At 74.9% G+C, this 12,849-nt stretch carries 12 protein-coding genes; 4 read left to right on the plus strand and 8 right to left on the minus strand.

What is annotated here, in order from left to right:
• Positions 1 to 34: 34 nt before the first annotated feature.
• Entirely contained in the window at positions 35 to 637 is a 603-nt protein-coding gene (locus DOO78_RS17730) for a YqgE/AlgH family protein (protein WP_111471202.1), read from the minus strand.
• A 142-nt stretch (positions 638 to 779) separates the two neighbouring features.
• On the opposite strand from DOO78_RS17730, the gene DOO78_RS17735 reads away from it, so the two are divergent.
• Both DOO78_RS17735 and DOO78_RS17740 read left to right on the plus strand, forming a co-directional pair.
• Positions 780 to 1,262 carry a peroxiredoxin gene (locus DOO78_RS17735; RefSeq protein ID WP_111471203.1) on the plus strand — a complete coding sequence of 161 codons (483 nt, stop codon included), beginning with the start codon at positions 780 to 782 and terminating at the stop codon, positions 1,260 to 1,262.
• A gap of 213 nt (positions 1,263 to 1,475) precedes the next feature.
• Positions 1,476 to 1,763 carry a hypothetical protein gene (locus DOO78_RS17740; protein ID WP_111471204.1) on the plus strand — a complete coding sequence of 96 codons (288 nt, stop codon included), beginning with the start codon at positions 1,476 to 1,478 and terminating at the stop codon, positions 1,761 to 1,763.
• Between the two features lie 18 nt (positions 1,764 to 1,781).
• Here DOO78_RS17740 and DOO78_RS17745 read toward each other — a convergent pair whose 3' ends face one another.
• The gene (locus DOO78_RS17745; RefSeq protein ID WP_111471205.1) at positions 1,782 to 2,876 is read right to left on the minus strand and encodes a DUF2125 domain-containing protein; all 1,095 of its coding nucleotides are present in this window, start codon (positions 2,874 to 2,876) and stop codon (positions 1,782 to 1,784) included.
• Between the two features lie 85 nt (positions 2,877 to 2,961).
• Between DOO78_RS17745 and DOO78_RS17750 the strand changes: the two genes are divergently transcribed.
• Complete coding sequence (locus DOO78_RS17750; RefSeq protein ID WP_111471206.1) at positions 2,962 to 3,537, plus strand: gamma-glutamylcyclotransferase; 576 nt, start codon at positions 2,962 to 2,964, stop codon at positions 3,535 to 3,537.
• 251 nt (positions 3,538 to 3,788) lie between these two features.
• On the opposite strand, the gene DOO78_RS17755 is transcribed toward DOO78_RS17750, so the two are convergent.
• From DOO78_RS17755 to DOO78_RS17770, 4 genes are all read right to left on the minus strand, one after another.
• Positions 3,789 to 4,547 (minus strand): lysophospholipid acyltransferase family protein, encoded by a 759-nt coding sequence (locus DOO78_RS17755; RefSeq protein WP_111471207.1) that lies wholly within the window; start codon positions 4,545 to 4,547, stop codon positions 3,789 to 3,791.
• Positions 4,544 to 5,185: a YdcF family protein gene (locus DOO78_RS17760; RefSeq protein ID WP_111471266.1), complete on the minus strand. Its 642-nt coding sequence runs from the start codon at positions 5,183 to 5,185 to the stop codon at positions 4,544 to 4,546. Before DOO78_RS17760 ends, DOO78_RS17755 begins: the two co-directional genes overlap by 4 nt.
• Positions 5,186 to 5,220: 35 nt before the next feature.
• Positions 5,221 to 6,096 (minus strand): cell division protein FtsX, encoded by an 876-nt coding sequence (locus DOO78_RS17765; protein WP_165838959.1) that lies wholly within the window; start codon positions 6,094 to 6,096, stop codon positions 5,221 to 5,223.
• Between the two features lie 66 nt (positions 6,097 to 6,162).
• On the minus strand, positions 6,163 to 6,825 hold the full coding sequence (locus tag DOO78_RS17770; RefSeq protein WP_111471268.1) for a cell division ATP-binding protein FtsE: 663 nt from the start codon (positions 6,823 to 6,825) through the stop codon (positions 6,163 to 6,165).
• An 89-nt stretch (positions 6,826 to 6,914) separates the two neighbouring features.
• Here DOO78_RS17770 and DOO78_RS17775 point away from each other — a divergent pair, with 89 nt between their 5' ends.
• Positions 6,915 to 7,448 carry a zinc-ribbon domain-containing protein gene (locus DOO78_RS17775; RefSeq protein WP_165838960.1) on the plus strand — a complete coding sequence of 178 codons (534 nt, stop codon included), beginning with the start codon at positions 6,915 to 6,917 and terminating at the stop codon, positions 7,446 to 7,448.
• 154 nt (positions 7,449 to 7,602) lie between these two features.
• On the opposite strand, the gene DOO78_RS17780 is transcribed toward DOO78_RS17775, so the two are convergent.
• Together DOO78_RS17780 and DOO78_RS17785 are read right to left on the minus strand one after the other, a co-directional pair.
• Positions 7,603 to 11,160 (minus strand): beta strand repeat-containing protein, encoded by a 3,558-nt coding sequence (locus tag DOO78_RS17780; protein ID WP_165838961.1) that lies wholly within the window; start codon positions 11,158 to 11,160, stop codon positions 7,603 to 7,605.
• A gap of 368 nt (positions 11,161 to 11,528) precedes the next feature.
• Complete coding sequence (locus DOO78_RS17785) at positions 11,529 to 12,827, minus strand: bifunctional folylpolyglutamate synthase/dihydrofolate synthase (protein ID WP_111471210.1); 1,299 nt, start codon at positions 12,825 to 12,827, stop codon at positions 11,529 to 11,531.
• Positions 12,828 to 12,849: the final 22 nt, after the last annotated feature.

Below are 12,849 nucleotides of genomic sequence, written 5' to 3' on the forward strand. Positions count from 1 at the left end.
GGCGGGGACGCAGCCGGGCGCCCCGCGGGGCCGGTCAGGCGTGGCCGGCGGCGCCGGAGAGGAGCAGCGGGTCCACCTTCAGCTTCGCCATGGCCTGGAACCACTTCCGGTCGCCCTCGGCGCCGAAGAGCAGCTCCTCGTCCGGCGGCACGGAGAGCCAGGCATTGGCCTGGATCTCCTCCTCGAGCTGGCCCGGGCCCCAGCCGGCATAGCCGAGGGCGAGCAGCCCCTGGCGCGGCCCGCCGCCGCCGGCGATGGCGGTGAGGATGTCGACGCTCGCGGTGAGCGCCAGGTCCTCCGTCACGTGCAGCGACTGGTCGCTGGCCCAGTCGAGGGTGTGCAGCACGAAGCCGCGGCCGCCCTCCACCGGCCCGCCCTGGAACAGCCGGATGCGCCGCTGCGGCGGCACCGGCTCCAGCCCGAGCTGCTTCAGCAACTCGTCGAAGGACAGGCCCTCCAGCGGCTTGTTCAGGACGATGCCCATCGCGCCGTCGGGCGAATGGGCGCAGAGGCAGATGACGGACCGGGCGAAGCGCGGATCCTCCATGCCGGGCATGGCGATCAGCACCTGGCCCCCGAGATATCCGTCCTGGGGAGCAGCACCGGATCCCGATCCGGAACGAGCGCGTCTGGCCATGTGGGAAAAGATGGCCGCGCCCGGTCCCGGGCGCAAGCGCGATGGCGGGCCGGGGCCGGGATTGCGCGACACGGCGCGGTGACAGCCTCGCCAGGAGCCTCTACACCCGGGACGGGTCCAGCATCGAGGGAGGGACCAACCCGTGACGATCAAGGTCGGAGACAGCATCCCCGCCGCCCGGCTCACCGAGGCGACGGCCGACGGTCCGAAGGAGGTCAGCACCGAGGAGCTGTTCGGCGGCAAGACCGTCGTGCTGTTCGGCGTGCCCGGCGCCTTCACCCCGACATGCTCGGCCAAGCACCTGCCGGGCTTCGTCGAGCAGTACGACGCGCTCAAGGCCAAGGGCGTCGACGTCGTCGCCTGCATGGCGGTGAACGATGCCTTCGTCATGCGCGCCTGGGGCAAGGACCAGGGCGTCGCCGAGAAGGTGGTCATGATCGCCGATGGCAGCGGCGACTTCACCAAGACGCTCGGCCTCGAGCTCGACCTGACGGCGCGCGGCCTCGGCATCCGCAGCCAGCGCTTCGCGCTGATCGCCAGGAACGGCAAGGTGACCCATATCGGCGTCGAGGCCCCGGGCGCCTTCGAGGTCAGCAAGGCCGAGGCGGTCCTCGAGGCGTTGTAGCCGCCGCCCCGGCGCCTCCGGCCGGGGGCGCCGATGGCGGGTCCGGCGCCGCAACGGCCGCCGCCCGGCGGCGGCCGGCCGACAAAGGCCGCTCGCGCTCCGCGCGGCGATGCCTATATAGGGGCTGTGCGCGACGTCCCATGCCGACCCGGCCCCGCTCCGCGGCGACCGGCCCGGCCCGGCCGCCGCTGGCCCAGTCGGAGACCGCCGGCCTTGAATCCCTTCGCCGCCGCCACCAACCCGTTTTCCACCGCCACCCTCGCTTGGCAGACCGCCTTCGTCTTCACCCTCCGCAGCCTGCGGCTCTGGGCCGAGCCGGCCGCGGCGCAGGCGCGGCTCGCCGCCTATGCGCTCGAGAAGCAGAAGGCCTTCGCGGCGGGCGCCATGGCGGCCGGCCAGGCGGCGCTGGCCGGCGCCGCGGCGCCGGCGGTGTTCGAGGCCGCCCTCGCCCCGGCGCATCGCCGCGTCCGGGCCAATGCGCGCAAGCTCATGCAGGGCTGAACCGGCCGCCCGCCGGCCTCACGGCCGGGGCGGCGCGCCCGGCCAGCGCCAGTCCGGCAGCAGCGCCAGTCGCAGCCGCGCCGCGCTCAGCACCCGGTTCTCCAGCGTCAGCGGCAGGTCGAGCACCGGCGCCCCGCCCGTGGCGGGCCGGCGGCTGAGCAGCCCGAGCAACGTCTGACCGCCCAGCGCCGCCTGCCGCGTCAACAGCCCGGCCTGCACGCCGACCTGCAGCAGCGCGTCGGCACCGGCGAGCTGCAACGCCGCCTCGCCCGCGGGCTGCAACGCCCGATCCAGCCCAAGCCGCGCCGTGCCCTCCGCCGCCAGCGGCCCCCAGCGCAGCAGCAGCGCCTGCGCCTCCAGCCGGCCGCCGCCATCGCGCCAAGCCGCCGCCCGCGCGGCGAGGCTGCCGGTCCCCGGCAGCGGGCCGGTCAGGGTGAGCTGGGCCTGCAACGCCTGCACCGCCCGGCCCAGCACCGCCGTCGCCGGCCCCGTATCCTCCGGCAGCAGCAGGCCGCTGGCGGCGAGGTCGAGCCGCGCCGCCGGCCCGGCGCCCCCGGGCGCCTCGACCTGCAGCGCGAGCTGCTCCACCTCGGCCTGCCCCGCCGGGCTGCGCAGCCGCAGGCGCCGCGCCTCGACCGGCAGCGCCGGCGCGCCGGAGCCGCCCCCGAGCGGCAGATGCGATTCCAGCCGGTCGGCGGCGAAGCGCAGGTCGAACCCCTCGCCGAAGATCCGCTGCCAGCCGAGGAAGGCCAGCGTCAGGCGGCGCGGCTGCACCGGCGAGAGGCGCAGCAGCAGCCCCTCGGCCTGCCACTCCACGCCGCCGGGCAGCAGCGCCGCGCCGCCGCCGAGGCGGGGCCAGGGCACGAACAGGGTGGCCGCGAAGGGCCAGCCGCCGCGCTCCGGCGCGTCATGCGCCACCTGCCAGCCCTCGCCGCGTCGCGCCGCCGCCCATCTCTCGAACCCCGCCTCCAGCTCGCCGACCGCCCAGCGCCAGAGCAGCGCGTGCAGCATGGCGAGCCCCAGGGCGAGGACCAGGACGCCGCGCAGGAGGCGCGCCAGCAGGCGGCCGGAGCGCGACGGGGGCCGGATGGCGGGGAACGGCTTGAGGGACATTTCGCGGGGCGATATACGCCCCTGCCTTGCTCCGGGCGAGCGTCACGGCGCCCCCGGCCGGGCGCCGCTCCATCCTGGGACCCGCATGTCCAGCCCGCCCGCTGCGAACCACCCGCTCGATCCCGACGGCCATCTCTACGTCTTCGCCTATGGCTCGCTGATCTGGCGCCCCGGCTTCGCCCATGCCGCCATGCACCCGGCGCTGCTGCGGGGCTTCCATCGCCGCTTCTGCATCTGGAGCCGGTATTACCGCGGCTCGCCCGAGGCGCCGGGGCTGGTCCTCGGCCTCGACCGGGGCGGCGCCTGCCGCGGCGTCGCCTTCCGCGTGCCGGCGGCGGCGGCGCCGGCGGTGCTCGACTACCTCGATGCGCGGGAGAATATCGGCGACGAGATCGTCTATGCCCGCCGCCTTCTGCCGGTGCGGCTGCTGGACGAGGACCGCCTGGTGCGGGCCGTGGCCTATGTGGTGGATCGCGGCACGGCGCATTATTGCCGCCCCGCGGCCGAGGAGGCGGCGCGGGCGATCGCCCGGGGCATGGGCCAGGCCGGGGCCAACCGCGACTACCTGCTGAACACGCTCTCGCACCTGCGGGCGCTGGGGGTGCAGGATGCCGGGCTGGACCGCATCGCGGCGCTGCTGCCGCCGGCGGAGGCCGGCTGAGGGCGCGTCACGGCGGCGAACCATCCCGCCTGCCGCACGGGTTGTCCACAAGCCCCAGCGTGACCCAGGGGGGCCTCGCCGGCAGGTTGTGAGAGTCGATGACGGATGCCGGCGCCCGGCCGGGATTCCCCATAATTATCCTTGATACTCAATCACTTATAGCACAAGCGCGCTGTGGACAAATGTGGCCCGCGCCAGGACGGGTTGCAAAAAACCAGCCTTTTGCAGCCACTTGCGCTTATTGGCTGGAATCAAGGGCGAAGCGTCGCCGCGGCACTTTCCACTGGTTTATCCACAGGAACCGCCGCCTGGGGTTGATTCGGCTCCAACTCGATCGCGGCCGCCAGCTCGCGCGTCAGCGCGGCGCGCGCCCGCCCGGCCGGGATCGGCGGCCGCACCGCGACGGTGATGGTCCCCGGCATCTTGCGGAAGGCGCGCCGGCCCCAGTGCCGGCCGCTATCGGTCGCCACCGGCACCACGGGCAGCCCCGTCGCCGCGGCCAGCGCCGCGATCCCCGGCTGGATCGGGCGCCGCTCGCCCGGCGCGGCGCGGGTGCCCTCGGGGAAGATCACCACCTGCCGCCCGGCCGCCACCGCCTCCCGCGCCGCCTTCACCAGGTGGCGCAGCGCGCTCGCCCCGGCCGTCCGGTCCACCGCGATCTGCCGCGTCTTCCAGGAATACCAGCCATAGACCGGCAGCCAGAGCAGCTCCTTCTTCAGCACATAGACCGCGTCCGGCAGCAGGGCGAACCAGACGAAGGTGTCGAAGGCCGACTGGTGCTTGGCGGCGATGAGGGCCGGGCCGCCGGCCGGCAGGTGGTCCCGCCCCTCCACCCGCAGATGGATGCCGCAGAGCCAGCGCAGCAGCGCCAGCACCGCCAGGGCGTGCCAGCGCATCGGCGGCACCAGCCAGCGCCGCGGCGCCAGCAGCAGCGGGAGGGCGAGCAGCCCCATGGCCACGGTCACGCTCCAGAAGGCGATGTTGAACAGCAGGGACCGCAGCCAGATCATGATCGTGCATCCAGGGCCCCCGCCGCCGGCCCGGTGAGGCCGGCCCGGACGGCGAGGTATTTCAGGTATTCGCGCCCGAGCAGCGACCAGGTGTGCAGCCGCCCCGCCGCCCCGGCCTCGCGCAGCGGCGCCGGCAGCAGCGGATAGGGCAGGAGCGCCACCTCGGGGAGGGCGCGGCGCAGCTCGAGCAGCGCGCGCGGCATGTGATAGCCGGCGGTGACGATGCGAAGCGAGGCGAGATGCTCGGCCCGCGCCCAGGCGGCGATCTCCGTCGCGTTGCCCCGCGTGGTGGTCGCCGCGCGCCCGAGGGTGACGCGGCCCGACACCGCCTCGGGCGGCAGGGCGGCGAGCCGCGCCAGGTCGCCGAGCGTCACCTGCGGATGCACGCCGGAGACCAGGAGAAGCCGCCCCCGCCCGTCACGCAGCAGCCGCAACCCGGTCTCCACCCGCTCCGCCCCGCCGGTCAGCACCGCGATCCCATCGGCCAGCCGCTCCGGCGCCTCCGGCCCGGCGGCGGCGAGGGCGAGGAAACGGAGGAAGCCAGCGCCGAGCAGCAGCAGCGGCAAGACCGGGACGAGCAGCAGCAGCCAGCGGCGCCGCCCGGGCCGCCCCTCGGGCCGCCGCGCGGCGGGGGCCATGGCCGCCGGCCGCGCCGGGCCGCTCGCCGGCAGGCTCATGGCAGGCGCCGCAGCCAGCGGCGCAGGGTGAGCTGCGCCGTCACCCAGCCGATCAGCGCCGCCGCCGGCGGCAGCAGGGCAAGATCCGCCCAGGGCAGCACGGCCCAGGGCAGGTCGAGCGGCCCGGCGCCGGCGCGGCCGCCGAGCAGCGGCGCCGCCAGGTCGGCGAAGGCGGCCAGCACCGGCGCCGCGACCAGGGTGCCGCCGAGCGCGCCGATGCCGACCAGCAGGGCGACGCGGCGGGCGAAGCGGGCGGCGATGTCGCCATCCGTCGCGCCGAGGGCGTGCAGGATGGCGATCGCCTCCCGCCGCGCCGCGATGCCGGCGCGGACCGCGACGGCGACCACGGCGGTGGCGATGCCGGCGACGAGCAGCAGGACGGCGAGCGCGATCGCCTCCAGGCTGCGGGCGAGCGCCAGCAGCCGCGCCACCCAGACGCCATGCGCCTCCACCGTCGCGCCGGGCACCGCGGCGGCGATGCGGGCGGTGAGCGCCGCGGCGTCGGACGGCAGCCGGGCGAGGCGGAGCTCGATGATCTGCGGCAGCGGGATGGTCGGCACCTCGCCGAGCCAGGGCCGCAGCAGGGCCTTCAGCCGCGCCGGGTCGGCGAGCCGCGCCTCGGCGACCTCCGGCAGGGCATCGAGGGCGGCCAGCGCCCGGTCGGTGCCGGCGCCGTGCGGCAGCTGCAGGGTGAGCGCCGTGGCCGCGCCCCCCTCCCAGCGCGCCACCAGCCCGCCGGCGCCGCGGGCCCCGGCGAGGGTGAGGGCGGCGAGCAGCGCCATCGCCGCGACCAGGGCCGGCAGCAGCCGGTCGGAGAGGACGCGGCGCAGGCCGAGCGGGTCGCGCCCCCGGGTCCGGCGCAGCCTCACCATGGCGCGCCCCCGGCCCGGCGCCGCCCGGCCGGGCCTGGCCCGCCCGCCCCCCGGTCATCGCATCCGTCAGCCATGGGTGACGAGCCGTCCCTCCGCCAGGCGCAGCGCCGGCGCCGCATATTCGGCGACCAGCGCCTCGGCATGCGTCGCCACCACCACCGTCGTGCCGAGCCGGTGCATCTCGTGCAGCAACGAGAGCACGCGGCGCGCCTGCGGCACGTCGAGATTGCCGGTCGGCTCGTCGGCCACCAGCAGGGCCGGGCGCATCACCACGGCGCGGGCGATCGCCACCCGCTGCTGCTCGCCGCCCGAGAGCGCGGCCGGATGCGCGCCGGCCTTCGCCGCCAGCCCGACCCAGCGCAGCATCTCCGTCACATCCGCCTGCACCTGCGGCTCCGCCCGGCCGGCGACGCGCAGCGGCAGGGCAACGTTGTCGAAGACCGGCAGGTAGGGAAGCAGGCGGAAATCCTGGTAGACCACGCCGATGCGCCGCCGCAACGCCGGCAGCGCGCCGCGCCGCGCCCTCGAGAGGGCGACGCCGAGGATCTCGACCTCGCCGCGACTCGGCCGCGCGGCGAGCTGCATCAGCCGCAGCAGGGAGGACTTGCCCGCCCCCGAGGGGCCGAGCAGCCAGTGGAAGCTGCCGCCCTCCAGCGCGAAGGACAGGTCGTGCAGCACCTCCGGCCCCGCCCCGCCATACCGCAGCCCGACTTCCGCGAAGCGCACCATGCGGCGGACAATGCCGATGGCGGGCCGCAGCGCCAAGTACCGTTACCATGCTTGCGGCGCGCGACACGCAACCGCACATTGCGCTGGCGATGCGGATCCATTGTCCGGCCTGCCAGGCCACCTATGAGGTTCCCGATCACCTGATCGGCCCCGGCCGCAGCCTGCGGTGCCGCAGCTGCGGCCATGCCTGGCGCGTGGCGCCAGAGCGGGAGTGGGAGCCGGAACCGGCGCTGCCGGAGCCCGCGGCGCCGGTGGCGGCGAGGCCGCGGCCGCTGCCGGCGCCGCCCCCGCCAGCGGCCCTGGCCTCACCCCCACCTCTGCCCCCGGACCCGCCGCGCGAGGCTCCGCCGCCGGACCCGGTGCCGGACCCATCGGACGCGGCGCCGCCGGCGGCGCGGCCGCGCTTTCTCGCCGCGCTGCGGCGCCCGGCGCGGCCGATCGAGCCGCCCCTCGCCACGCCACCGGCGGCCCGGGCCGATCTGGCGCTGCGACTGGCCTGGGCCGGCTCGCTGCTGGTGCTGCTGCTGTTCGGGCTGGCCCTCTGGCTGTTCCGCGCCGAGGTCGCCGCGGCCTGGCCGCCCGCGGCGCGCCTGTACCTGATGTTCGGCGCGACGCCGGATTAGGGCGCCTTCACCCGATGCGGCCCGCGGGGCCGAGCGCCCGGATGGGCGCCGCGGCGTATGCCGCGAAGCCCCAGGCGAACCGGAGGGTTGCGCCCGGCGCCAAGGGGGCCGCTGATGGGGGCCGTCGCTGGGTCACCAGCAACGGCCGTTGGCATCAGACCACCATCCAGGCGTTGTCGACGTAGGAGATCAGGTCGTCGCTGGTGACGACCTGGCCGTTCGTCGTCCAGAGCCGCAGCTCGCTATGGCCCTGGCCGGCGACGGGGTCCTGCCGCCACAGCACCTCGGCGCGGCCATTGCCGTCGTAGTCGCCGATGGCCGCCACCGTCCAGCCGGCGCTCTGGCTGTCGAGGACCGTCTTGGAGAGGATGGTGGTGCCGTCCATGCGCCAGGCCTGGACCTTGCCGGCGCTGCTCTGCAGCAGGATGTCCGAGCGGCCGTCGCCGTCGAAATCGCCGGTGCCGACCACCGACCAGCCGGCCCCCGGGGTCGCAATCGTGTCGCCGCCCAGATACTGCGTCCCGTCCATCCGCCAGACCGAGACCGCGCTGTTGGCGTTCTGCCAGAGGATGTCGGCGCGGCCGTCGCCGTCGAAGTCGCCCGAGCCGGCCACCGACCAGCTCGCATCGACCGTGCCGACGACCCCGCCGCCGATGCCGCCGAGGCCATCCATCTCCCAGAGCGACAGGGTGACGTAATCATGCCCGCCCCAGCTCACCTGCCGGCTGAACAGGATGTCGGACCGGCCATCGCCGTTGAAGTCGTCGACCCCGGCGATGTCATAGGCGGTGCCGGCGGCGGGAGCGTAGACGGTGGCGCCGTCGACATAGGCGGTGCCGCTCATCAGCCAGATGGCGGCCGTGCCGTCCGCCTGGTGCCAGAGCAGGTCGGCCTTGCCGTCGCCGTTGAAATCGCCGGTGCGGGCGACGGACCAGGCGGGATCGACGAAGGTGAAGGTCGCGCCGGCGGCGAAGGCGGCGCCGTTCACCTGCCATTGCGACAGGGCGTAGTAGCCGGCCGAACCGGGCAGGTCGTTGGCTTCGAAGAGGATCTCGCTCTTGCCGTCGCCATCGAAATCCTGCGCCACGCTGCGCAGCTGCGCCAGGCCGTCGCTGAACTGCACCGCCTCGACATCGTGCAGCAGCACGGTGCCCTGCGGGCCGGTCACGGTCCAGCCGCCATCCGCGGTGCGCGCCAGGCTGGCCTCCGCGGCGCGGATGTCGAGGACCAGGGTGTCGTGCCCGGCGCCGCCCGCGATGGTCGCGTTGCCCGCGCCGGGGAGGATGCGGTCGTTGCCGGCGCCGCCATCGAGGCTGTCGGCGCCGCCGCCGCCGGCCAGGGTGTCGTCCCCGGCGCCGCCCCACAGCGTCTCGGCCGCGGCGGTGCCGGCGATCGCATCCGCCTGGGCGGAGCCGCGCAGCGCGACGATGCCGGTCAGCCGGTCGGTGCTCGGCGTGGCATAGGCCTCGACCACCGTGCCGGCGCCGAGATCGGCCTGGATGGCCGCGCCGCCCTGGTAGTCGGCGACCAGCAGGGCGCTGCCGCCGCCGGCGATCGAATCGCTGCCGGCGCCGCCGAAGACATAGACGGCATGGGTGATCGCGGCATGGCCGGCGATGCTGTCGGCGAAGCCGGTGCCGACGATATGATCGATGCCGCCGAAGCTGTCGGCCTTGTCGGTGCCGAGCTTGGCGACGCTGCCCGAATCGGCGCCGGTCCAGGTCGCGGCGATGCCCGCGGCGAGGCCGGCCTGGCCGTAATCCAGCGTGTCGTGCCCGCCGCCGCCCGCGATGGTGTCGTTGCCGCCGGAGCCGATGACGCGCTCATCCGCCGCGCTGCCGGTGATGCGGTCGGCCTGCGCGGTGCCGCGGATCGCCACGATGCCGACCAGCCGGTCGACCTCGCCGCCGGCGAGCGAGGCGGTGCCGCCGGCGCCGAGCACCGCGGTGAGCGGCCCGGTGCGGGCGGCGTAGTCGGCGACGTTCTCGTCGAGGCCGTAGCCGCGGAGGGTGTCGTTGCCGCTGCCGCCATCGAGGAAGAGCGTGGTGCCGAGGGCCGCCACATGGCCGCCGAGATCATCCGCCGCCCGGCCTCCGACGAGGGTGTCGATGCCGGTGACGCTGTCGGTGCCGAACGCGCCGCCGGCCTTGGACACGGTGCCGGTGCCGGCGGCGTCGAAGCGGGTGGTGATCCGGATGCCGTCGGTCCAGGCATAGCTCAGCGTGTCGGCGGCGCTGCCGCCGGTGTAGCGGTCGTTGCCGGTGGTGCCGTAGAAGACCGTGGCCGCGCTGCCGCCGACGATCGTGTCGGCCAGGCGCGAGCCCTGCACCGCGACGACATGGGACAGGCGGTCGGAGGCGCCCTCGCCGTCGGCGGCGATGCCGTTGGCCAGGTTGACCGCCACGCCGGCGGCGCTCTGGCTGTAGTCGACGACGTTCAGCGCATTGCTCGCGCCGTCGATGGTGTCGGTGCCGCCGAGGCCGCGCAGCAGGGTCACGCCGGTGGCGCCGGCGGCGGCGCGGATCATGTCGCCGCCGCTGCTCCCCTGCACCACGCCGATGCCGGAGAAGCTGTCCGTCCCGCCGCCGCTGCTCTTCACGGCGGTGCCGGTGCCGGCGGCGGTCAGGACGATGGTGACGCTGCGGCCGAGGAGGCCGGAATAGCTCAGCGTGTCGCTGCCGCCGCCGCCGGCATAGCTGTCGCTGCCGAGGCTGGCATCGAAGGTCTCGCTCTTGCCGCTGCCCTTGATGGTGTCGGCGAAGTCCGAGCCGCGGATGCGCAGCACCTTCTGCAGCGCGTCGACATCGCCCCAGCCGTCGCGGGCGGTCCCGGCGCCGAGGTCGATCGAGACGCCGGCGATGTCGAGCGCGTAGTCGACGAGGTTCAGCAGCGAATCGGCGCCGTCGATGGTGTCGGCCCCGGCCATCCCCCGCAGCACCTGCATCGAGGCGGCGGCCTTCGCCGCCTCGATGCGGTCGGCGCCGCCGCCGGCATTGATGGTCTGGAAGGCGGTGAAGCCGTCCGTGCCGCCGCCGCTCTTCTCGGCGGTGCCGCTGCCGTCGCTGTTCAGCGTGATCCGGAGCGTGGTGCCGTCCGGCGCGACCATGCGGGAATAGTCGAGCAGGTTGGAGCCGGCGCCGCCCGCCAGGGTGTCGTTGCCGAGGCTGCCGGTGACGGTGTCGTTGCCGGCGCCGCCGGTGATGCGGTCGGCATGGGTCGAGCCGCGGATGCGGTGCAGGTCGATCAGCGTGTCGATGCCGCCATCGCCGTCCACCGCCTGGCCGATCTGGTGCCCATCGGCATCCGTCCGCATCTGCAGCGAGGCGATGACCGAGCCGGCGGCGCCGGTGTAATCCGCCTCCACCCAGGAGCGCCCGGCGGCCTTGATGGTGTCGTTCCCGGCGCCGCCGGCGATGTCCGTCACCGCGGCGGTGGTGCTCGCCCGCCCATAGGCGGCGGTGAAGTCGAAGAGGTCGCGCCCGGCGCCGCCGGTGATGGCGGCGATGCCGGCGACCCTATCCGTGCCGACCGGCGTGCCCTGGCTGGATTTCACGACCGCCGCGCTGCCGGGGGCGCTGAAGGTGACAGCCAGGTCATAGCCGGGGGCGAGCCCGGCATAGGTGAGCGTGTCGGTGCCGCCGCCACCCTCGATCGAATCCGAGCCAAGGTCGCCCGTCAGGGTATCGTTCGCCGAGGTGCCGATCTTCCGCATGCCACCCGTTCCGTTCCCAACTCGGTACGGATTAACCAGATGCGAGAATTTGATCCAGAAATTAATTAAATCCCCTGTTGCCTTCGCCGCTCCGCACGATCGTTTGCAAGCAACAATAATGACGAAACCGCGAAGTTCGAAGTCTCCCCCAATCCCGGGGCCGGAGCACCCGATAGCGCCGGCCATCCCGCCCCGCCCATCGGCGCGGCCTGCATTCCCTTGATCGCAAACGATGCTGCACAGCATGGGCGGCCGGGATGCGACGGCCTGCCGGCCTCGGCGGCTGACCATCGGCGGTCGGCCGCACCGACGGACCGGCAATTTACATTCAATTTAATATTACCGTTTCGTCATATTTCCCGGGGCGGTCAGGGTGACGGATCGGCAGGGTCATCCGCCTTCAGCACCTCGCCGGCGAGGTAGAGGCTGCCGCAGATCAGCACCCGCGCCGGGTCGGGGGCGCGCGGCAGCGCGGCCAGCGCCTCGCCGACCGTCGGGCCCGGACGGGCGCGGCCGCCGCTCGCCGCGACGATCCGCTCCACCGGCACCGCCTGGTGCTGTCCTGGCTCCGCCACCGCCCAGAGCGTCGTCGCATGCGGCAGCAGCGGGCGCAGGAACTCCTCCACCGCCTTGCTGCCCTTCATCCCGACCAGCAGGTGCAGCGGCCGGTCGTCCCAGCGGGCGAGCTGCCCGGCCAGGGCCAGGCCGCCGCCGGCATTGTGGCCGCCATCCAGCCAGAGCTCCCAGCCCGCGGGCAGGGCCCCGGCCAGCCGGCCGCGCAGGCGCTGCAGCCGGGCCGGCCATTCCGCCGCGGCGATGCCCTCGGCGATGGCGGCATCGCTCAGCCAGTCTGGTGCCCAGGCGCGCAGGGCGGCGATGGCGATGCCGGCATTCTCCGCCTGGTGCGCGCCGAGCAGGGCGGGCGGCGGCAGGTCGAGCGCGCCCGCGGCATCCTCGTAGCGCAGCCCGCCCGCCCGCTCGGCGATGCGCCAGTCGCGGCCGCGCGCCAGCAGCCGCGCGCCGAGCTGTGCCGCCTCGGCCTCCAGCACCGCCTGCACCGCCGGGTCCTGCGCCCCGGTCGCGCAGGCCACGCCCGGCTTCATGATGCCCGCCTTCTCGGCCGCGATCCCGGTCAGCCGGTCGCCGAGGAACTCCATATGGTCCATGGAGATACTGGTGATGGCGGTGGCGGCGGGGCGGTCGATCACGTTGGTTGCGTCGAACCGGCCGCCGAGCCCGACCTCCAGCACCAGGAGGTCGGCGGGCACGCGGCTGAAGAGCAGCAGCGCGGTCGCCGTGATCACCTCGAAGACGGTGATCGGCGCGCCGGCGTTGCGCGTCTCCACCTCCTCCAGCGCGGCGGCGAGCGCCGCCTCCTCCACCAGCCGGCCGGCGAGGCGGATGCGCTCGTGGAAGCGCACCAGATGCGGCGAGGTGTAGACATGCACCCGCTGCCCCGCCGCCTCGGCGATGGCGCGCAGGAAGGCGCAGGTCGATCCCTTGCCGTTGGTCCCCGCCACATGGATCACCGGCGGCAGGGCGCGCTCGGGGTGGCCGAGGGCGGCGAGCAGGCGCTGGAGGCGCCCGAGGCTGAGATCGATCAGCTTCGGATGCAGCCCGTGCAGCCGGTCGAGCACCGCCTCCGACCGGCCGGAGGGCGCGGCCATGGCGCCGATCGGGGCGCCGATC

This window comes from Roseicella frigidaeris (genome assembly GCF_003258945.1).
GTDB classification, from domain to species: Bacteria; Pseudomonadota; Alphaproteobacteria; order Acetobacterales; family Acetobacteraceae; genus Paracraurococcus; species Paracraurococcus frigidaeris.

Excerpts from the sequence above, each read along its gene's own strand:
- DOO78_RS17730 (WP_111471202.1), bottom strand. The coding sequence starts at position 637 with ATGGCCAGACGCGCTCGTTCCGGATCGGGATCCGGTGCTGCTCCCCAG.
- DOO78_RS17745 (WP_111471205.1), bottom strand. The coding sequence starts at position 2,876 with ATGTCCCTCAAGCCGTTCCCCGCCATCCGGCCCCCGTCGCGCTCCGGC.
- DOO78_RS17750 (WP_111471206.1), top strand. The coding sequence starts at position 2,962 with ATGTCCAGCCCGCCCGCTGCGAACCACCCGCTCGATCCCGACGGCCAT.
- DOO78_RS17755 (WP_111471207.1), bottom strand. The coding sequence starts at position 4,547 with ATGATCTGGCTGCGGTCCCTGCTGTTCAACATCGCCTTCTGGAGCGTG.
- DOO78_RS17760 (WP_111471266.1), bottom strand. The coding sequence starts at position 5,185 with ATGGCCCCCGCCGCGCGGCGGCCCGAGGGGCGGCCCGGGCGGCGCCGC.
- DOO78_RS17765 (WP_165838959.1), bottom strand. The coding sequence starts at position 6,096 with ATGGTGAGGCTGCGCCGGACCCGGGGGCGCGACCCGCTCGGCCTGCGC.
- DOO78_RS17770 (WP_111471268.1), bottom strand. The coding sequence starts at position 6,825 with ATGGTGCGCTTCGCGGAAGTCGGGCTGCGGTATGGCGGGGCGGGGCCG.
- DOO78_RS17775 (WP_165838960.1), top strand. The coding sequence starts at position 6,915 with ATGCGGATCCATTGTCCGGCCTGCCAGGCCACCTATGAGGTTCCCGAT.
- DOO78_RS17780 (WP_165838961.1), bottom strand. The coding sequence starts at position 11,160 with ATGCGGAAGATCGGCACCTCGGCGAACGATACCCTGACGGGCGACCTT.
- DOO78_RS17785 (WP_111471210.1), bottom strand. The coding sequence starts at position 12,827 with ATGGCCGCGCCCTCCGGCCGGTCGGAGGCGGTGCTCGACCGGCTGCAC.